Genomic DNA, 20,597 nt, shown 5'->3' on the forward strand with positions numbered 1-20,597 from the left:
CCGAAGACAAATACTTTAGCTGCAGAAATTCAATCACTGGCAACGTTTCGCTTGCATTAAAACAATTGAATCATTGCTTGATTAAACGTCTGCAAGATGGACAGTCATCCATTCCTGCAGGCGTCCTCACAAGATACCTGCGCATACTTTCAAAGAACTTCGAATCGGGCCTCAGCGCCTTCTTCGTAGGCTGCGACGTTTCCGTCGTAGCGAGCCGCCCATTATAGCCGGCTTTTCTGCTTCGTCAACACCTTTTTGAGAGGCGGCGACTTCAAGCTTTCCTTCTGCTGGCGCCTCTTGCGAGGCCCCTGCGTCGGGGGAGGTGAAGTATGTGCTTCTTTGCGGGGTTTGTGAAGGGGGTGTGGAAAGTTTTATCCAACTTTCGTTCATTGGGCCGCTGCGGAAGCAGGGAGTGCTTTGCGTGCACCTTGTTAGTGTGCGGAAGCAAGACCTTCCTGTTGAGCGGATTGAGCGTGCCGCGTTGCTGACACAGCGACGCTTCGCCCTACCCTCTCCCCAACCCCTCTCCCGGGGGGGGAGAGGGGCTTCAGGCATCAGGCGCTTGCCACCAGCAGGACGCGGGCGAAGGTGCGCTTGCCTACCTGCAGCAAACCTTCGAAGCCGGGCTGCAGTACGGTCTGGGCGTCTTCGACTACTTCGCCGTCCACCTTCACCGCACGCTCCTTGAGCTTGCGGGACGCTTCGGAGTTGCTCGGGGTCAGGCCCGCAGCGGTCAGCAGGGCGCCGATACGCAGGCCTTCGGCCGGGATGGCGACTTCCTGCAGCGGCAGCTGGGTGATGTCGCCCTGCCCGGTCACCGCGGCATTCCAGCCGGCAATCGCCTGCTCGGCAGCAGCAGCATCGTGGAAGCGGGTGGCCAGCTCGCGCGCCAGACGCAGCTTGATCTCGCGCGGGTTGATGCTGCCGGCCTCGACGTCGGCGCGCAGCTGCTTGGCCTCGTCAATCGAGATATCGAAGCTGAGCAGGTCGATCCAGCGCCACATCAAGGCGTCGTCGACCTTCATGGTCTTGGTGACGATGTCGATCGCCGGTTCGCTGATACCAATGTAGTTGCCCAGCGACTTGGACATCTTGTTGACGCCATCCAGACCTTCCAGCAGCGGCATGGTCAGCACGATCTGCGGCTTCTGCCCGTGGTGCTCCTGCAGGCCACGGCCCATCAGCAGGTTGAACTTCTGGTCGGTGCCGCCGAGCTCGACGTCCGCTTTCAGCGCCACCGAGTCGTAGCCCTGCACCAGCGGGTAGAGGAATTCATGGATGGCAATGGACTGCTGGGCGGCATAACGCTTGGCGAAATCGTCACGCTCGAGCATGCGGGCGACGGTGTGCTGGCCGGCCAGGCGGATCATGTCGGCCGCAGTCATCTTGCCGAACCACTCGGAATTGAAGCGGACTTCGGTCTTTTCCCGATCCAGCACCTTGAATACCTGCTCTTCATAGGTGCGCGCATTGGCCAGCACGTCTTCCTTGCTGAGCGGCTTGCGGGTCAGGCTCTTGCCGGACGGGTCACCGATCATGCCGGTGAAGTCGCCGATCAGGAAAATGACCTGATGGCCGAGGTCCTGGAACTGGCGCAGCTTGTTCAGCAGTACGGTGTGGCCCAGGTGCAGGTCCGGTGCGGTGGGGTCGAAGCCGGCCTTCACGCGCAGTGGGCGGCCGCTTTCCAGACGCTGGCGCAGTTCTTCCACTTTGAGGATTTCATCGGCTCCACGACCGATCAGGGCAAGGGCTTCATCAATCGAGGACACGCTAAAACTCCCGACTTCGCAGTCAAAAACATGAATGGTGTTAAGTACAAGTTAACCACGTTAACCGATTGAAAAGCCATGCGGCTCAATGGTTTGACGCGGTATTGATAGGTGTCTATGTTACCTGCGTTTGGGCCCGCGATCCGGGTCGACCAGAGAACCGACCGATGTCCCAACCCGATCATGGCTCCGCGCGCAAACAGCGCTTCCAGGAAAGACTCCACGTCCTGCACGACAACGCCCTGCATCGGAAGTTGAAGGAACATCTGCCCGCCGCGTTCAACGAACGCTGGAACCGGCGGCACTGGATCCACGCCAGCCTGTTCGTCACCATCGGTGCATTGGCGGCGACAATCGTCCCCGGTTTTTCCAATTCCATCGACAGCAACCTGCCGTCGTCGCATTCCACGCTTGCCCTGCCCCTGCCGCCGCTGTCACTGGCGCGGCGCGGCGAAACCCCCGGCGACAGCTGGCAGATCCAGCGGGTGCAACGTGGCCAGACCCTGAGTGATCTGTTCGAAGCCGCCGGTGTACCGGCGACCACCATGCAGAAGGTGCTGGACCATCCAGGCACCCGCGAGGTGCTGACCAAGCTGCGCCCGGGCGCCGAAATCGCCTTCGACCTGCCGGTAAACGGCAGCCTGCGCAGCATCCGTTTCGACCGCGATGGCAATCATCGGGTTGAGCTGAGCCTGCAGGGCGACCAGATCCGCGAAAAGGTCAGCGAGCGTGCAACCAGCACCCGCACCGTGGTGGCCAGCGGTGAAATCACCAGTTCGCTGTACAACGCCGCGCGCAAGGCAGGCCTGTCGCCCTCGGCCATCGCCACGATGACCGATGAAATCTTCAAGTACGACATCGACTTCTCCAAGGACCTGCAGCCGGGCGACCGCTTCAGCGTGGTCATGGACGAAACCTGGCGCGAAGGCGAGCGCATCGACACCAGCAAGATCCTGGCAGCGGCCTTCCAGACCGGCGGCAAGACCTATACCGGCTTCCGGTTTGATCGCAATGGCAAGTCCGAATACTTCGACCTCAACGGCCGTTCGTTGAAGAAGAGCTTCATCCGCTCGCCGATCCAGTTCGCGCGCCTGAGTTCGAACTACGGTACCCGCCGCCATCCCATCCTCGGCACCATGCGCACCCACAAGGGCGTGGATTACGCCGCACGCACTGGCACCCCGATCATGGCCGCCGGCGACGCCCGCGTGCAGTTCGCCGGCACCCAGCGTGGCTACGGCAATGTGGTGATCCTCGACCACGGCAGCGGCCACACCACGCTGTACGGGCATATGTCGCGGCTGGGGCCCTACCGTGCCGGCCAGCGTGTCGCCCAGGGCCAGGTCATCGGTTATGTGGGCTCCACCGGCATGTCGACCGGTCCGCATCTGCATTACGAATTCCGCGTCAACGGCGTGCACCGCAATCCACTGTCGGTGACGATGCCGCCGCCGCAGCCGCTGCAGGGCGCCGATCTGGCCGCCTTCCGTGCGCAGACCGCACCGGCGATGGCACGCATCCAGGGCATGGAAGAACTGATCTACGCCGATGCCGGCGACAGCAGGAAGCCGGCGACAACGCAGACGGCCGCTGCCGCACCGGCAACCGGCGGCAAGCGCGGCTGAGCCAGCGCAACACCGTTGACGATACGGGCAGGGAGCTTGAAGCTTCCCTGCCCGTTTCCTTTATAGCGACCGCCATGTCCTCCGTTGATCCGCAGCTGCCGCTGTTTCTTGGCCTGATGTCCGGCACCAGCGCCGACGGCATCGATGCGGCGCTGGTGCAGTTTCCGCAGAGCGGTGGATGCCGCTTCGTGCACGGCCATACCCACGCCTGGGACGGCGCGACCCGCGATGCCCTGATCGCGCTGGGCCAAGGCGGCGAGCCCGCATCGATGGATGCGCTGGGGCAGCTGGATGCCAGTGTTGGCATCGCCTTCGCCGCTGCCGCCAATCAGCTGCTGGAAGATGCCGGAGTGCGCCGCGAGCAGGTGCGGGCAATCGGCTCGCACGGCCAGACCATCCGTCATCGGCCGCTGAGCACTCCGGCTTTCACCTGGCAGATCGGCGATGCCAACCGTATCGCCGAGCTGACCGGCATCACCACCGTTGCCGACTTCCGTCGCCGCGACGTGGCCGCTGGCGGCCATGGCGCGCCGCTGATGCCAGCCTTTCATCTGGCCATGCTGGGCAGCGCCGATGAAGATCGCGCGGTGCTCAACCTCGGTGGTATTGCCAACCTGAGCCTGATTGCCCGCGATGGCAGTATCCGCGGTTTCGATACCGGCCCGGCCAATGCCTTGCTGGATGGCTGGTGTCAGCGCCATCTTGGTCATGCGTTCGATGCCGATGGTGCGTTTGCGGCCAGTGGTCGGATCGATGAAGCATTGTTGGGTCGGCTGCTGGCCGAGCCTTGGTTTGCCTTGCCGCCGCCGAAAAGTACCGGCCGCGAGCAGTTCCATCTTGAGTGGGTGGAGGCACAGCTGGATGCAGCGCCTTTGTCCCCCGCGGATGTACAGGCGACGCTGCTGGAGCTGACCGCAGCCACGGTGGCCGATGCGCTGCTGGCGCAGCTGCCGGCTGCGCGGCGCGTGCTGGTCTGCGGCGGTGGTGTGCGCAATCCGCAGTTGCTGTCGAGATTGCAGGCGCGGCTGCCGGGCGTGCTGATCGGCTCCAGTGCCGAGCACGGATTGGACCCGGATTACATGGAGGCGATGGGGTTTGCGTGGCTGGCACAGGAAACCCTGGCTGGGCGGCCGGGCAATCTGCCCAGCGTCAGCGGCGCGCGCGGGCCGAGGATTCTGGGCGCGATTCATTTGGCCTAAGGGGCTGGCGGTAGGTGGTAGGCGGTAGTGCCGAGCCATGCTCGGCAGGGGCTTTACCGGCAACGCTCCAGCTTAGTGCCGAGCCATGCGCGGCAGAGGCTTTATCGGGAAGGCTCCAGCCGAGCATGGCTCGGCTCTACAGTTCTCAGATGTCGCTGCCGGTTGGTAGCGCCTGCAGGGCCTTGATGGCCTCGGACAGGACATCCACTTCGGGCTCCTCGAATCCACCGCGCACATGATGTTCGCTGGCAAACAAGCCTTGTTCCAGCAAAGCCAGGCAGGTTTCCTCGCGGGTCCAGCCGCGCGCCACCGACAGGCGGCGGATGCGCTCCATCAGCAGCGGATCGATATCACGCAGAGTCACGTCAGCCATGTGCACCACACTACTGTCGGTGAATCCCCCCGGCGGCATCATCAACGACACCGCCGGAGGATTCAATCAGCGCGCGGGATCAACCAGCGCGCGACAACTGGGTAGTGGCATCGACCTCGCGCCGCAGCCACCATGCCATCAGCAGGCCCGGCAGGCCCACTACCACCGACACCAGGAAGAAAATCTGCCAGCCATAGGCGTCGGCCAACACCCCCGCAAACGGCCCGACAAACACCCGCCCCAAGGTCGCAAATGCCGATAGCAAGGCGTAATGGGTGGCCGAGAAACGCGTTCCGCACAGCCCGCTGAGCAGGGCAACAAACGCGGCCGTGCCCATGCCACCGGCGAAGTTGTCCAGGCTCAATGCAAACAGCAGCAGGCCATCCATCGGCGTGGGCTGGTCCAGATGGACGATCAACAGGTTGAACGCCGGCACCTCAACCGTACCCCAGGCCCCTGCTCCTTCCCGCGCCAACAGGTAGAAACCGAGGTTGGACACCAACTGCAGCACGCCGAAGCCGATCACCGCCGTCGACAGACGCAGACGCAGCAGGAAGAAGCCACCGACGATGGCGCCAACAATCGTCATCAACAGGCCGATGGTCTTGTTGGCCAGCCCCACTTCAGCCTGGCTGAAGCCCATGCCCTTGAGCAGGAACGGGGTGGACAGGCTCAACGCGAACGCGTCGCCCACCTTGTACAGCACCACCAAGGCCAGGAACGCCCCCGCGCCGCGCATGCCGAAATAACTGCGCAGCGACGCGTTGAGCGTCTCGAACCGCACCCAACGGGTAATGCCCAGCCCCAACACCATGGCCGCAGCGATCTGGGTGACGACGAACACCAGCCGCACCCAGCGGTCGGTGCTGTCCGGATCGAGCCCGAACAACACCAGCGCCTGATGGGCCAACCATGCACCCAGCGCCACGCCGGCGACCAGCGCCAGAAAACCACGCAGCTCACCACCGGCCTTGGAGACCGGTGCCTTGAAGCGTTCCGGCAACTGCGGCATCAACAGCAGCGCCAACACGCCCACTGCCACCGACAGGCCCGCCATCACCCGGTAGACCTGCGGCCAGCTCTGCCATTGCTCGGCCCAGATAAGGGTGATGCCGCCAGAAAGAACCATCGCCAGACGATAGCCAAGGACGGTAAGCGAACCGCCCAGGCCGCGCTCGGCCGGCGCCAGCAGATCGGTGCGGTAGGCATCGATCACCACATCCAGCGTGGCCGACAAGCAGGCCACCAGCACCGCCACCGACGCGAACAACGCCAGGTTGCGCGATGGCGACAACGTGCTCATGAAGGTCAACGCCACGCCAAGCGCGAACAGCATCAGTACGATCCAGCCGCGCCTGCGCCCAAGTATTGGCAGGTCGAAGCGGTCGATCAGCGGCGCCCACAGGAACTTGAAGGTGTACGGGATACCGATCAGTGACAGGAAGCCGAGCGTGACCAGGTCCAGCCCGTCCACGGTCAGCCAGGCCTGCATCGCACCGCCGGTCAGTGCCAACGGCAGGCCGGAGGCAAAACCGAGCAGCAGGATCACGAACAACCGCCGCAGGCGTTGCAGCCCTGCCGGCGGGGCTTCCACTACCGCTTCACTCACAGGTCGTAGTCCACGGTGAACGGGGCGTGGTCGGAGAAGCGCTGGCCGGTATAGATCGAACTGCCACGCAGGCGCTCACGCAGGCCCGGGGTGACGAACTGGTAGTCGATGCGCCAACCGACATTATTGGCGCGAGCCGCGCCACGGTTGCTCCACCAGGTGTAGTCCTGGCCTTCGGGGTGCAGCACGCGGTAGGCGTCCACCCAGCCGCGGCCCTTGGCCGTGTCGGTCAGTTCGGCCTGGTCGGCACAGAACCCGTTCATCCAGTCGCGCTCCTCGGGCAGGCAGCCGGAGTTCTTCTGGTTGGACTTCCAGTTCTTGATATCCAGCGCGCTGCGCACGATGTTCCAGTCGCCGCACAGCACATAGTCGCGGCCACTGGCCAGCCACTCGTCCAGGATCGGCTTGAGCCACTCCATCACCTCGAACTTGAAGCCCTGGCGCAGGTCGCCCGAGGAGCCGGAGGGGATGTAGAACGAGACCACGCTGAGATTGCCGAAGCGTGCCTCGATGTAGCGGCCTTCATCATCGAACGGCGCCCAGCCCAATGCCGTACGCACCTCATCGGGCTCGCGGCGGCTCCAGATGCCTACGCCGCTATAACCCTTCTTGGTGATGGCATCACGGTAGAAGCAATGATGGCCATCCGGGCGGAACAGCGCGTCGGTCAGCTGCGACTCCTGCGCCTTGGTTTCCTGAATGCAGAGCACGTCGGCCTGCTGGCCGAGGAACCACTCGTTGAAGCCCTTGGTAGTGGCCGAACGGATGCCATTGGCATTGAAACTGGTGATACGCATGAAGGACCGCTGTAAGGAAAGCTCAAGACCGGCACAGCATACCGCCCGGAACGGGGCGGTCGACAAACCCGCGGCGCTTTCGCCTGACAACCGCCCAGCCCTGCCGCCCCGGCCCCTCCAGGACGCGCAACGCAGCAATTGCAAGGGCCATGCTTTACCCTAGGAGCCTCAATAGACGATAAGACAGCGTATTTACATGAGTGACCACCGTTCCCGTTTCCTGCAGCTGGCGCTGAACGCCGACGCGCTGCGCTTTGGCCAGTTCACCCTCAAGTCCGGCCGTGTGAGCCCGTATTTCTTCAATGCCGGCCGTTTTGACACCGGCCTGGCCCTGGCCCAGCTGGGCAACTGCTACGCCGATGCCATCGACGATGCCGGCATTGCCTTCGACCAGTTGTTCGGCCCGGCCTACAAGGGCATCCCGCTGGCCACCGCGATTGCCTGCGAGTTCTCGCACCGCGGCCGCAACCTGCCGCTGACCTTCAACCGCAAGGAAGCCAAGGACCACGGCGAAGGCGGCAGCCTGATCGGCGCCGACATGGCCGGCAAGCGCATCCTGATCGTTGACGACGTGATCACCGCCGGCACCGCCATCCGCGAGGCCCTGGCCATCATCCGCGAGGCCAAGGGCATCCCGGCCGGCATCGTGGTGGCGCTGGACCGCCAGGAGATCGCCTCGGAGCAAGACCGCCGTTCGGCCGCCCAGGCCGTGTCGGCCGAAACCGGCATTCCGGTGATCGCCGTCGCCAATCTGGCCGATCTGCTTGCATTCGCCTCCGGGAACCCGGAACTTGTCGGCTATCGCGAACCGTTGCTGGCCTACCGTGGCCACTACGGGAGCAATCCGACAGGCTGATAGCAGGGGGCTGCCAAGGTGTCGAATCCGTCAAGAACCACCGCAACGTTGCTGCTGGTACTGGCCACGCTGGCAATGCCGGCGCTGGCCCAGAACCGGGCGCCTGATGCCGGCAAGAAGCTGTATTGCTGGGACGAGGGCGGCAAGCGCATCTGTTCGGACACGCTGCCACCGGAAGCGGTGAACAGCGCGCGCCAGGAGTTCAATGCCCGCAGCGGCACGCGCTCGGCAGAGGTACAGCGCGCGCTCACCGCCGAAGAGCGCGCCGACGCGGCCCTGGCACAGGCCCAGCAGGAAGTGGATGCCGCGGCAGCCGATACGCGCAAGCGTACCGAGCAGGCCATGCTGTCCACGTATGCCACCGAAGACGATCTGCGCCGTGTGTTCAGTGAACGCACGGCGATCGTCGACAACAACATCAAGACGGCGATTTTCAACGTGACCAGCCTGCGTGGCGCCCTGGCGGCACAGCTCACCGCTGCCGGCAACAAGGAACTGGCCGGGCAGAAAGTGCCGGACAAGCAGGCTGGCGAGATCCGCCAGCGCCACAACGAGCTGTTGGCGCAGCTGCGCCTGCAGGCGGCATTTGAACAGCAGCGACAGGCGCTGGAAGTCGAGATCGCCGAGAGCCTGGCACGCTACCGCGAGCTCAAGGGGATCGCGGCACCGGTTGACGCAGCCGCTGCCCCGGCACCCGCTGCCAGCGCCGAGCCCGCCAAGGGCTGAGGTAGTGCCGAGCCATGCTCGGCAGGGCTCTCCCGGTGAACTGCCAGCCGTAGTGCCGAGCCATGCTCGGCAAGGCTCTCCCGATGAACTGCCAACCGTAGTGCCGAGCCATGCTCGGCAGGGGCTTTCCAAACCATCCACCAGCCTTGTAGGAGCGACCTCAGCCGCGAAGCCAGCAGCGCTGGAAAGGCCACAAAGCCAACCCCTCCCCAACCCTCCCCTCCGCCTGCGGCGCAAGGGAGGGAGCAACAGCGGTAGTGCCGAGCCATGCTCGGCAGGGCTTTCCCGATGAGCCATTGGATTGAGAACAAAAGCGGCCTTAAGGCCGCTTTTACTGTTTAAAAGCTCCCCTCATCCGCCCTTCGGGCACCTTCTCCCGCAAGCGGGAGAAGGGATAGGCCGCCTGCGGCTGAAGGTCCACGTGTCACTGCGACTTCATCGGCGGTTGAAAGTCTGCGGAATACAGCAGAACCCAGGCAGACTCCGCCCTCTCCCTCTGCCTGAAAAAGGGATAGGCCCCCTGCGGCTGAAGGTCCACGTGTCACTGCCACTCCACCGGCGATCAAAGGTCTGCGCGCTACGGCAGTCTCCATCGCCAGCCAAGACCATTCCTTCTCCCGCTTGCAGGGTCAAGAACAGGCGTTTTCGAGCCAAAGGCTCGTGACTGTTCGCAAAACCCGCGTGCTGCGCCGGGCCAGGCCGGGACTAGGAGCACGCAGAGCCTGCTCCCCGCGAAGGCGGGAGCGGATGAAAGGAGCTCCAGCGCCGCTTGTGCTCCCCGCATCAGCGATCACCGCCCCAACAGCCCCCAACTTTTTACGCGCCTTTTACGCCAGCCCCGCCCAAGCAGCGTCGATCGTTTACGCCCCGCAGGATGACGATAACGGCCTGATCGGGGTGATCAGCGTAGTCGTCCGCGCCTGCCTGCCGCCCTGCCCGTCCACCGACGCAGGTTCCGGCACAGCCGGCCGCGTCCTGCTTTCGTTTCCGAGGTTTTCCATGCCCGGCTGGCTTGCTTTGTTGTGCGGCGTAGTGGTGCTGATCGCCGCTGCCTACCTGTTGTACGCGGTCCTTCGACCTGAGTCGTTCTGAGGAGCGCCGTCGTGATTGAAGCCACCCTCATTCTTCTGGCCAGCCTGGCGCTGGCATGGCCGCTGGGCCTGTACCTGGCACGGCTGATGCGCGGTACGCCGATGCGTATCGACGTCCTCTTCCACTGGATCGAAAAGCCGCTGTACCGCGTGCTGGGCGTCGATCCCGTCCATTCCATGTCCTGGCGCGGTTATGTGGTTGCGTTCCTGATCAGCAACCTGGTGCTGGCGGTGCTGACCCAGGCGGTGTTCATGACCCAAGCCTGGTTGCCGTTGAACCCGGACAACATCCCCAACATGCGCTGGGACACCGCGCTGCACACCATGGTGTCGTTCCTGACCAACACCAACCAGCAGCACTACAGCGGCCAGGCGCAGCTGTCCTACTTCTCACAGATGACCGGCATCACCGGCCTGCAGGTGATCACCCCGATGATGGGGCTGGCACTGGCAGTGGCAACGCTGCGTGCCCTGTTCATGAAACCGGCCAGCAACGACAGCGGCAATGCCGCACCGCGCGTCACCGTCGGCAACTATTACGCCGACGTGGTGCGCCTGTGTCTGCGCTTCCTGCTGCCGCTGTGCCTGGTGTGGACGCTGCTGCTGAACTGGCAGGGCGTGCCTTCCACACTGGCCGCTGGCCCGCAGGCCACGCCGATCGATGCCGGTGCCGGCATGGAAACGCAGAAGATCCCGCTCGGCCCGGTCGCAGCCATGGTTGCGGCCAAACAACTCGGCGCCAATGGCGGTGGCTGGTATGGCCCGAACAGCAGCTTCCCGCTGGAAAACCCGACCCCGCTGTCCAATGCGCTGGAATTGATCGGCATCCTGCTGATCCCGATGGCCATCATCTGCATGCTCGGAAGCTTCACCGGACGGCGGCGCTTTGGTGCGCTGGTATTCGGCTGCATGCTGACCATGTCGGTGCTGTCCACCAGTGCCAGCCTGTGGCTGGAAGGCCACAGCGCCAGCGCCGCCAGCGCATTGCTGATGGAAGGCAAGGAAGCCCGCTTCGGCGCCGATGGCACGGCGCTATGGTCGTCCATCACCACCCAGGTGCAGAACGGCTCGGTCAACGGCATGCATGACTCGTTGAGCCCGCTCGGCGGCATGATGCCCATCGTCAACATGCTGGTCAGCGCGATCTGGGGCGGCATTGGCTGCGGCATCCAGCAGTTCCTGGTCTATCTGATGATGGCGGTGTTCCTGGCCGGGCTGATGACCGGACGCACGCCCGAACTGCTCGGCCGCAAACTGGAAACGCCACAGGTGCGCCTGCTGGCGGTGCTGGTGCTGCTGCAACCGATCACCCTGCTCGGCCTGACCGCACTGACGTTGGCCGTACCTGGACTGGCCGGCACCTCCAACCCCGGCTTCCATGGCATCAGCCAGGTGTTCTACGAGTTCACCTCGGCCTATGCCAACAACGGCTCCGGCTTTGAAGGGCTGGCCGACAACAGCGTGTGGTGGAACCTGAGTTGTGCGCTGGTGTTGGCATTGGGTCGCTTCCCGATCCTGATCATCCCGCTGGTCATTGCCACCCAGCTGGCGGCCAAACGGCAGGTGCCACAAAGCGCGGGCAGCCTGCAGATCGAAACCCCGACCTTCGCCCTGACGCTTGTCTGCGTGGTCATCGTCCTTACCGTGCTGCAGTTCCTGCCGGCGCTGGTGCTTGGCCCGGTGGCCGAACACCTGAGCCTGCTGGCCCTGCAGGGAGCCCCCTCACCGTGAACGCCCCCATGAACCGCCCTGTTTCCCACACAACGCCGCGCCCGGCCCTGCTTGATGGCGCCGGCCTGCGCCGTGCGCTGCTGGACTCGCTGCGCAAGCTGTCGCCGCTGCACCTGCTGCACAACCCGGTGATGGCGGTGGTGATGGCCGGCACCGTGCTGGCGCTGATCGTCACCCTCAGTGGCACGGCACCGATGGGCTTCGGCCTGGCTGTCACTGCGATCCTGTTGGTGACCGTGTTGTTCGGCAATTTCGCTGAAGCGGTAGCCGAGGCGCGTGGCCGCGGCCAGGCCGCATCGCTGCGGCGTGCACGCCAGGACCTGGTCGCACGGCGTATTTCCACGCCGTTGCAGGGTGCTGCCGAAAGCCGCGTCCCCGCTGCCGAGCTGCGCCCGGGTGAGTATGTGATCGTCAGTGCCGGCGAGTTCGTGCCGGCCGACGGCGAGATCGTGCGCGGCCTGGCCACCATCAACGAAGCTGCGGTCACCGGCGAATCGGCACCGGTGCTGCGCGAGGCCGACACCGACCGCTCCGGCGTGATCGGCGGCACCAAGGTGCTGTCCGACGAGATCGTGGTGCGGGTCAGTGCCGAGCCGGGCCACAGCTTCCTCGACCGCATGATCGCGCTGGTGGAAGGCGCCAACCGGCAGAAAACGCCGAACGAGATCGCCCTGACCCTGCTGCTGGCGGCAATGTCGCTGACCTTCTTGGTGGTGGTGGCGACGCTGCCAGCGATTGCGGGCTTTGTCGGCGTCAGCGTCGATCCGCTGCTGCTGATCGCCCTGCTGGTGTGCCTGATCCCGACCACCATCGGCGGTCTGCTGCCGGCCATCGGTATCGCCGGCATGAACCGCGCACTGCAGGCCAATGTGCTGGCCAAATCGGGCAAGGCCGTGGAAGTAGCTGGCGACGTCGATGTGTTGCTGTTGGACAAGACCGGCACCATCACCTACGGCGACCGCCAGGCTACACACTTCCATCCGCTGGCCGGTATCGATGCGGCGCAGCTGCGCGAGGCCGCATTGCTGTCCTCGCTGGCCGACCCGACCCCGGAAGGCAAATCCATCGTGCGTCTGGCGCGCCAGCAGGCCTGCAACACCGCCGAACCGGACAAAGCGGAGTATCTGGCGTTTACCGCACAAACCCGCATGTCTGGCGTTGACCTGGCCAACGGCCGCAGCATCCGCAAAGGCGCTGCCGATGCCATCAGCGCGCACGTGCTGGCGCTGGGCGGCACGGTGCCGAACGAGCTGCAGGCGCGGGTGGATCAGGTTGCCCGTGGCGGTGCCACGCCGCTGGTGGTCAGCGAAGGAAAGCACGTACTCGGCGTGGTGGAGCTGGCCGACGTGGTCAAGCACGGCATGCGTGAGAAGTTCGCGCAGCTGCGGGCGATGGGCATCCGCACGGTGATGATCACCGGCGACAACCCGCTTACCGCCGCCGCCATTGCCGCCGAGGCCGGCGTGGACGACTACATCGCGCAGGCCCGGCCGGAAGACAAACTGGCGCGCATCCGTGCCGAGCAGGCCGGTGGCCGGCTGGTGGCGATGGTCGGCGACGGCACCAACGATGCGCCAGCATTGGCCCAGGCCGATATTGGCCTGGCGATGAATTCCGGCACGCAGGCGGCCAAGGAAGCCGGCAACATGGTCGACCTGGATTCGGACCCGGCCAAGCTGCTGTCCGTGGTGGAAGTGGGCAAGCAGCAGCTGATCACCCGCGGCGCGCTGACCACCTTCTCGCTGGCCAATGACGTGTCCAAGTACTTCGCCATCCTGCCGGCGCTGTTCGCCGCCAGCATCCCGTCGATGGCGGCCTTGAACGTGATGCAGCTGTCGAGCCCGCGCAACGCGGTGCTGGCCGCACTGATCTTCAATGCACTGGTGATTCCGGCCCTGATTCCGCTGGCCCTGCGCGGTGTGCGTTTCCGCCCGGCCACCGCCACCGCGCTGCTGCGGCGGAACATGCTGGTGTACGGGCTGGGCGGCGTGCTGCTGCCGTTTGCGGCCATCAAGGCCATCGACCTTCTTCTTGTCCTGGTATTTGGCGCATGAACACCTCAATGAAATCTTCCCATCGCTCCGGCAACCCGCTGTGGCGCCCGGCCATTGGTCTGTCCGTGTTCGGCCTGCTTGGCACCGGCCTGGTCTATGCGGTGCTGGCGACCGGCATCTCCGGCTCGCTGTTCCCGGCGCAGGCCGACGGCAGCCTGATCCGCGATGCCGATGGACAGGTGCGCGGCTCGCTTTATCTGGCGCAGCCGTTCGTTGGCGATGGTTATTTCCAGAGCCGTCCTTCGTCGGCCAACTACGACCCGATGGCCGCGGCCGGCAGCAATATGGCGCGCAGCAATCCAGACCTGGTCAAACGCGTCAGCGAGGCCACCGCCGCCGTCGCCGCACGCGAGAAGATCGACCCGGCCACGGTGCCGGCCGACCTGGTCACGCAGTCGGCCAGCGGGCTGGACCCGGAGCTGTCTCCGGCTGCGGTGCAGGTGCAGGTGGCACGCGTTGCCGCGGCACGCGGCTGGTCGCAGGCAGAGGTGCAAGCGCTGGTTGATGCTCAACTGCAGGACCGCCAATGGGGCGTATTCGGACAGCCGCGCATCAACGTGATTGCCCTCAACCTGGCCTTGGACCAGGCCGCGCATGCGCCCTGATGCGGGGCGCGCCTGCAACAGCGCACAATCGTGGCCATGAACGACTCCCGTAGCCGCCAGGCCGATGCCTTGGCCGAGGCCCTGCAACGCGACGCCGACGGCAAGCTCACCGTCTTCCTCGGCGCCGCACCGGGCGTGGGCAAGACTTTCAGCATGCTTACCCGCGCCCAGGAACAGCTGCGGCGCGGCGTGGACGTGATGGCGGCCGTGGTGGAAACCCATGGCCGCAGCGATACCGCCGCCCTGCTCGACGGCCTGCCGCGCATTGCCATGTGCGCGGTGGAGTACCACGGTCACCAACTGCAGGAGATGGATCTGGATGCGGTGCTGGCGCGCAGGCCAGCACTGGTGCTGGTCGATGAACTGGCCCATCGCAACGCTCCCGGCAGCCGCCACGAACGTCGCTGGCAGGATGTGATGGAGCTGCTCGATGCCGGTATCGACGTGTGGACCACGATCAACATCCAGCATCTGGAAAGCCTCAACGATGTGGTGATGCGTATCACCGGCGTGCGCGTCAGCGAGACCGTGCCCGACGTGGTATTCGATCGCCTGCACGACATCGTGCTGGTCGATCTGCCACCGCGCGAGCTGATCGAGCGCCTACAGCAGGGCAAGGTCTACGTACCGGAACAGGCCGCGCAGGCGCTGCAGGCGTTCTTTTCACCGGCCAACCTCACCGCCCTGCGCGAGCTGGCGATGCAGGAAGCCGCCGACCGCGTCGACAGCAGCCTGCGCGAGACCCGCGCCGCGCGCGGCGAAGGCAATCTGCCGCTGCGCCGCCGCGTTGTGGTTGCCATCGACGGCGGCGGCCAGAGCGAATACCTGGTGCGGGTAGCGCGGCGCATCGCCGAGCGCCGCGATGCACCGTGGACGGTGGTGACCGTGCAACACCGGCGTCACGACGAGGCAACCCGTCGCGAAATCGACGATGCGTTCGCACTGGCGCGGCGGTTGGGCGGCGACGCCGAACTGCTGCACGGGCCGGGCATCGCCGATGCGCTGCTCGACTACGCCGCCCATAACGCGGTGTCGTCGCTGGTGCTCGGCCGTACCCGCGAACGGCCACTGGCGCGCCTGTTCAACCAGACCCTGACCCAGCAGTTGATCCAACGCGGCGCCCACTACGAGATCACCATCATCAGCACCCCGCAGGCACGCGCCAACGCGCGTCGCTTCGGCCTGTCGCTGGCCCCGGACAGCTGGGGCAAGGATGCGATGACGGCGGTATTGGCCACCGCCGGCGCCTGCCTGGCCGCATGGCTGGGCGAACACTGGATCGGCCTCAGCGACCTGGCGATGGTGTTCATCGTCGCGGTGGTGCTGGTGGCCGCACGCACGCGCATGAGTGCGGCGGTGCTGGCAGCGACGCTGTGCTTCCTGGCCTACAACTTCTTCTTCATCGCACCGCGCTTCACCTTCGCGATCAGCGCGCGCCAGGGCGTGATCACCGTCTTCCTGTTCCTGGCCGCCGCGCTGGTCGCCGGCCGCCTGGCCTCGCGCCTGCGCATGCAGGTGGTGGCGCTGCGCGCCGCCAACCGCCACGCCAATGTGCGGCAGACGCTGGGCCGGCAACTGGTGGGCGCCACCGACAATGCCCAGGTTGCCCATGCCGGGCGGGTAGCCTTGGAACAGGCGCTGGATGCACCCGCATGGGTGCGGCTGGGTGCCGATACCAGTACCAGCGGCAGCGCCGCCCCCGGCGACACCGATCTGGCTGCGGCCGATTGGGCCCTGCGCCATGGCCAGCCTGCAGGCCGCTTCACCGACACGCTGGCCGGCGCCGGTTGGTGGTTCCTGCCCCTGCTGGACGGCGAAGCACACGCGATAGGCGTGGCCGGGCTGCGCTTCGACCACCAGCATCCGCGCCTGGCACCGGAACAACGCCAGCTGGTGGAAGCGATGGCCGACGACATCGCCCAGGCCGCATTGCGCACGCGGCTGGTCGCCGATCTGGAAACCGCGCACCTGCACAACGAAACCGAGCGTCTGCGCTCTGCACTACTGTCCTCGGTATCACACGATCTGCGCTCGCCGCTGGCCGCGATGATCGGCTCGGCCGACAGCCTGTCCAACTACGCCGATGCAATGGATGCCAGCGACCGTCGCGCCCTGCTCGACACCATCGTGGTCGAGGGCGAGCGGCTGGACCGCTATATCCAGAACCTGCTGGACATGACCCGGCTCGGCCATGACGGGCTCAAGCTCAACCGCGACTGGATCGGCGTGGACGAGCTGATCGGCTCGGCCGCGCGACGGCTGCAGCGCTACCAACCGGAGGTGCGGCTGCAACTGGATATCCCGGCAACGCTGGCACCGATCTGGGTGCACCCGGCGCTGGTCGAACAAGCGGTGTTCAACGTGATGGAGAACGCGGCCAAATTCTCGCCCGCCGAGGTGCCGATCGAAGTGCATGCGCGCCAGCATGATGGCGAACTGGTCATCGACGTGATCGACGCCGGCCCCGGCATCCCCGATGACCAGCGCGCGCGCATCTTCGACATGTTCTACAGCGTGGAACGCGGCGACCGTGGCCGCCAGGGCACCGGCCTGGGCCTGACCATCTGCCAGGGCATGATTGGTGCCCATGGCGGCCGCGTCGAGGCGCTGCCGGGCCACGACGGACGCGGTACCCTGATACGCATGAGCCTGCCCATGCTCCAGCCGCACCCCGAGAGCCCGCGCGATGATGGCTGAAGCGCCCGCCATTCCGCCGCCGCGCGTGCTGGTGGTGGATGACGAAGTACAGATCCGGCGCTTTCTGGATATCTCATTGCGCGCGCAGGGTTATGCGGTCAGCCAGGCCGCCAACGGCGCCGAAGGCCTGCAACGGCTGGCCGAGGACGGTGCCGACCTGGTGGTGCTGGATATCGGCCTGCCCGACATGGAAGGCCATGACGTGCTGGCCGAGCTGCGGCAATGGAGCCAGGTGCCGGTGATCATGCTCAGCGTGCGCGCCGGCGAGGCGGAGAAGGTGCGGGCCCTGGACAATGGCGCCAACGACTACGTGACCAAGCCGTTCGGCACCCAGGAGCTGATGGCGCGGGTGCGGGCGCTGCTGCGCAGCCGCAGCACCGACAGCGAAGGCCAGGTGCCGGTGTTCGACGATGGCCACCTGCATATCGACCTGGCCCGCCGCGACGTGCGCGTGGACGGCGAGGCGATTGCGCTGACCCGCAAGGAATACGCGCTGCTGGCGCTGCTGTTGCGCAATGCCGGGCGAGTGGTGACGCAGCCGCAGATCCTGCAGGAAATCTGGGGGCCGACGCATCGGCATGACACCCATTACCTGCGCATCCTGGTCGGGCGTTTGCGGCACAAGCTGGGCGATTCGGCGTTGGAGTCGCGTTACCTGTTCACCGAGCCGGGGGTTGGTTTGCGGTTTGGTGGGACGTGAAGTGATGCGAGCCGGTTGTGGTTGTGGGAGCGGCCTCAGCCGCGCAGCTGGTGAAACAACAGGCGTTCGTTGATGTGAGATTGGTGGATGCGGAAACCACTGTGGCTTCGCGGCTGACGCCGCTCCTACAAGCGAGCGAAGGCACGAGCAACGGCAACCCCTCCCCGGCCCTCCCCTTGGCTACGCCAAAGGGAGGGAGACAAGCGACGGCGCTTCGATCTGACGGTCAGCGCACGATGCGCCCCCTCCCTTTGGCGCAGCCAAGGGGAGGGTTGGGGAGGGGTGCTCTTCGCACCAATCCAAAGCCCCAAACCGCCCCCCTCGCAAGCAGCCCTCCTGAAAAAACAAAAGGCCGCCAAGCAACACGCGGGCGGCCTTTCGCCAGACAGCACGCTCGATCAGAACCCCAGCTCGGTCCCCGTAGGCAGCACCTGCAGCAACTGCTCACGGAACACCGCCTTGATCCGCTCCAGCGCGGCCTCGTCATTGCCTTCGAAACGCAGTACCAGCACCGGCGTGGTGTTGGACGCACGCACCAGCCCCCAGCCGTCGTTGAAATCCGCACGCAGGCCATCGATGGTGGAGATGCGGGCGCCCGCGAACGGTGACTCCTCCAACTGCGCCGCTGCCACGATCAAAGCCACCTGCGCATGCTGGGTGCCCTCTTCCACCGCCACCTTGAGCTCGGGCGTGGAGACCGCATCCGGCAATTCGTTCAGTACCTCCGACGGTTCTTCATCGCGTTGCGCCAGAATCTCCAGCAGGCGCGCCGCCGCGTACAGGCCATCATCGAAGCCGTACCAGCGTTCCTTGAAGAAGAAGTGGCCGCTCATCTCGCCAGCCAGCTCGGCATCGGTCTCGCGCATCTTGGCCTTGACCAGCGAATGCCCGGTCTTCCACATCATCGGGCTGCCGCCATTGCGCAGGATGTAATCGGACAACTTTCCGGTGCACTTGACGTCGTAGATGACCATAGCGCCAGGGTTGCGGGCCAGCACATCGGCGGCGAACAACATCAGCAGGCGGTCGGCAAAGATGATCTTGCCGTCCTTGGTGACCACGCCCAAGCGGTCACCGTCACCATCGAAGGCCACGCCCAGGTCCGCGTCGAAACGCTTGACCATCTGCACCAGGTCTTCGAGGTTGTGCGGATCGCTGGGGTCCGGGTGGTGATTGGGGAAGTTGCCATCCACGTCGCAGTACAACGGAATGACCTCGGCACCGATGGCCTCCAGCAACTGCGGCGCCACCGCACCAGCCACACCGTTGCCGGCATCGGCGACGATCTTGAGCGGGCGGTCCAGCTGCACGTCATCGGCGATGCGCTGCACGTAGTCATTGATGACCTCACGCTGCTGCAGGCTGCCTTCGCTGTCGGCGCGCTGCAGGCGGCCTTCCTGGATGCGCTTGTACAGGTCGGTGATGGCACCGCCGGACAGGGTCTCGCCACCGATGACGATCTTGAAGCCGTTGTAGTCCGGTGGATTGTGGCTGCCGGTGACGGCGACGCAGCTGCCCGCACGCAGGTGGTAACCGGCGAAGTACACCACCGGTGTCGGTGCCATGCCGATATCGATGACATCGCAACCGGCGCGGCGCAGGCCCACGATCAGGGCATCGGCCAGCTCCGGTCCGGACAGGCGGCCATCGCGCCCCACCACCACGTCGCGCAGCCCCTGCGCCTGCATTTCGCTGCCAATCGCCTGCCCTATCAAGGTCGCGACACTGGCATTCAACTCGGTGCCAAGCACGCCACGGATGTCGTAGGCACGGAAGATCACCGGCAATACCGCTTCGGCACCCGGCTCGACCTGCGCCTGCGGCGCATCACCCGGGCGCGCCGTGGCCGCCAACGGCAACGGCTGCGGATCCTGTTCCAATGCTTCCTGCAGGGTCGGGCCGGCGTCGTCGGCCTCGGCATTGTTCTTGCGCAGGGCCGGCAGGTTCATCAGACGCTTGCGCCCCAACAACAGCAGCAATGCCGTGGCCACCAGCAACAGCGCCACGATGGCGCTGGGGATCACCCCCAGTCCCATCGCCCCGGTGTTGGCATCCGGCAACTCCGCCACCACCCGCAGGCCGGTGTCGCCGACCGGGCGCGCCAGCGCGTCGGCGCTGTTGCCCAGGCTGGTGTCGCCCTTCTGGACGATGGTGAAGCCGCCCTGGCGCAGGCCCAGGAAGGCACTGTCCGGCGAATCGATACCATCAAACACGGAGGTCAAACGGGTCAGCGGCTGGCGGATGTAGATCACCGCCGGCTTGCCTTGCAGCAGCACCGGCGCGGCCAGGCCCAGGCGCGGACTCCCCCCATCGCGGACTACCAGCGCTACCGGCTGGCCGGCGGTCAGGGCCTGTTCCAGCAAGGCCAACCGCGAGTATCCGAAGGTCGCCGGCTCGGCATAGGCCGCGGCCAGGCTGGCGTCGAGGACCTGCGCGTCTTCCACGCCGTTCCACTTGTCACGTATCGCCAAGGCGACGGCGGTTGCGTCGCCGCTGACCAGCGCAGCCTTCACCGGCTCCAGCGCCAGCTGCTTGCCGAACTGCGATGTCTGCGCGGCCAACGCCTGCTGCACGCCGGTCACGGCCTGATCGCGGGACTGCTCCAACCCGGCACTGGTACCGGACTGCATCCATTGCTCTACCGCGCTCCAGCCGAACCAGCCGGCCAACAGCAGCAGCAATACCGCCAGCAGTGGTGTTGATCGACCCAGCGCGGGACGTGGCCGCCCGCTGTCATTGCCTTGGCTCATCGTGCGTTTCCCCCT

The 20,597-nt window shown here is 65.6% G+C and carries 16 protein-coding genes; 11 read left to right on the top strand and 5 right to left on the bottom strand.

What is annotated here, in order from left to right:
- The coding region (locus tag AC1VXC_RS01780) for a hypothetical protein (protein ID WP_481539958.1) at positions 1-227 on the top strand (227 nt) is incomplete at its 5' end.
- Positions 228-554: 327 nt separating this feature from the next.
- On the opposite strand, the gene tyrS is transcribed toward AC1VXC_RS01780, so the two are convergent.
- The gene (gene tyrS / locus AC1VXC_RS01785) at positions 555-1,769 is read right to left on the bottom strand and encodes a tyrosine--tRNA ligase (RefSeq protein ID WP_481539957.1); all 1,215 of its coding nucleotides are present in this window, start codon (positions 1,767-1,769) and stop codon (positions 555-557) included.
- A gap of 167 nt (positions 1,770-1,936) precedes the next feature.
- Between tyrS and AC1VXC_RS01790 the strand changes: the two genes are divergently transcribed.
- Positions 1,937-3,394 carry a peptidoglycan DD-metalloendopeptidase family protein gene (locus tag AC1VXC_RS01790; RefSeq protein ID WP_481539956.1) on the top strand — a complete coding sequence of 486 codons (1,458 nt, stop codon included), beginning with the start codon at positions 1,937-1,939 and terminating at the stop codon, positions 3,392-3,394.
- Between the two features lie 74 nt (positions 3,395-3,468).
- Positions 3,469-4,593, top strand: a complete 1,125-nt coding sequence (locus AC1VXC_RS01795; protein ID WP_481539955.1) for an anhydro-N-acetylmuramic acid kinase — start codon at positions 3,469-3,471, stop codon at positions 4,591-4,593.
- 145 nt (positions 4,594-4,738) lie between these two features.
- Here AC1VXC_RS01795 and AC1VXC_RS01800 read toward each other — a convergent pair whose 3' ends face one another.
- The 3 genes from AC1VXC_RS01800 to AC1VXC_RS01810 form a co-directional block, all read right to left on the bottom strand.
- On the bottom strand, positions 4,739-4,966 hold the full coding sequence (locus AC1VXC_RS01800; RefSeq protein ID WP_312371341.1) for a hypothetical protein: 228 nt from the start codon (positions 4,964-4,966) through the stop codon (positions 4,739-4,741).
- A gap of 79 nt (positions 4,967-5,045) precedes the next feature.
- Entirely contained in the window at positions 5,046-6,575 is a 1,530-nt protein-coding gene (locus AC1VXC_RS01805; protein ID WP_481539694.1) for an AmpG family muropeptide MFS transporter, read from the bottom strand.
- Positions 6,572-7,372 carry an exodeoxyribonuclease III gene (locus AC1VXC_RS01810; RefSeq protein WP_481539693.1) on the bottom strand — a complete coding sequence of 267 codons (801 nt, stop codon included), beginning with the start codon at positions 7,370-7,372 and terminating at the stop codon, positions 6,572-6,574. The genes AC1VXC_RS01805 and AC1VXC_RS01810 overlap by 4 nt, the downstream gene beginning before the upstream one ends.
- A gap of 196 nt (positions 7,373-7,568) precedes the next feature.
- On the opposite strand from AC1VXC_RS01810, the gene pyrE reads away from it, so the two are divergent.
- The 8 genes from pyrE (at position 7,569) to AC1VXC_RS01850 (ending at position 17,832) form a co-directional block, all read left to right on the top strand.
- A complete protein-coding gene (pyrE, locus tag AC1VXC_RS01815; RefSeq protein WP_313174631.1) occupies positions 7,569-8,228 on the top strand; it encodes an orotate phosphoribosyltransferase in 660 nt (219 codons plus the stop codon).
- Between the two features lie 75 nt (positions 8,229-8,303).
- The gene (locus AC1VXC_RS01820; protein ID WP_481539695.1) at positions 8,304-8,954 is read left to right on the top strand and encodes a hypothetical protein; all 651 of its coding nucleotides are present in this window, start codon (positions 8,304-8,306) and stop codon (positions 8,952-8,954) included.
- Positions 8,955-9,953: 999 nt separating this feature from the next.
- Complete coding sequence (locus AC1VXC_RS01825) at positions 9,954-10,046, top strand: potassium-transporting ATPase subunit F (protein WP_054660392.1); 93 nt, start codon at positions 9,954-9,956, stop codon at positions 10,044-10,046.
- Positions 10,047-10,057: 11 nt separating this feature from the next.
- Complete coding sequence (kdpA, locus tag AC1VXC_RS01830; RefSeq protein ID WP_313493270.1) at positions 10,058-11,776, top strand: potassium-transporting ATPase subunit KdpA; 1,719 nt, start codon at positions 10,058-10,060, stop codon at positions 11,774-11,776.
- Positions 11,777-11,784: 8 nt separating this feature from the next.
- Entirely contained in the window at positions 11,785-13,830 is a 2,046-nt protein-coding gene (gene kdpB / locus AC1VXC_RS01835; protein WP_481539692.1) for a potassium-transporting ATPase subunit KdpB, read from the top strand.
- A gap of 8 nt (positions 13,831-13,838) precedes the next feature.
- Complete coding sequence (gene kdpC / locus AC1VXC_RS01840) at positions 13,839-14,435, top strand: potassium-transporting ATPase subunit KdpC (RefSeq protein ID WP_481539691.1); 597 nt, start codon at positions 13,839-13,841, stop codon at positions 14,433-14,435.
- A gap of 36 nt (positions 14,436-14,471) precedes the next feature.
- Positions 14,472-17,132 (top strand): ATP-binding protein, encoded by a 2,661-nt coding sequence (locus AC1VXC_RS01845; RefSeq protein WP_481539690.1) that lies wholly within the window; start codon positions 14,472-14,474, stop codon positions 17,130-17,132.
- Positions 17,125-17,832, top strand: coding sequence for a response regulator transcription factor (locus tag AC1VXC_RS01850; protein ID WP_481539689.1), 708 nt, complete (start codon positions 17,125-17,127; stop codon positions 17,830-17,832). The genes AC1VXC_RS01845 and AC1VXC_RS01850 overlap by 8 nt, the downstream gene beginning before the upstream one ends.
- Before the next feature lie 398 nt (positions 17,833-18,230).
- On the opposite strand, the gene AC1VXC_RS01855 is transcribed toward AC1VXC_RS01850, so the two are convergent.
- Positions 18,231-20,582: a phosphomannomutase/phosphoglucomutase gene (locus tag AC1VXC_RS01855; protein WP_481539750.1), complete on the bottom strand. Its 2,352-nt coding sequence runs from the start codon at positions 20,580-20,582 to the stop codon at positions 18,231-18,233.
- Positions 20,583-20,597 lie beyond the last annotated feature (15 nt).

Source organism: Stenotrophomonas sp. STEN033 (assembly GCF_056856655.1).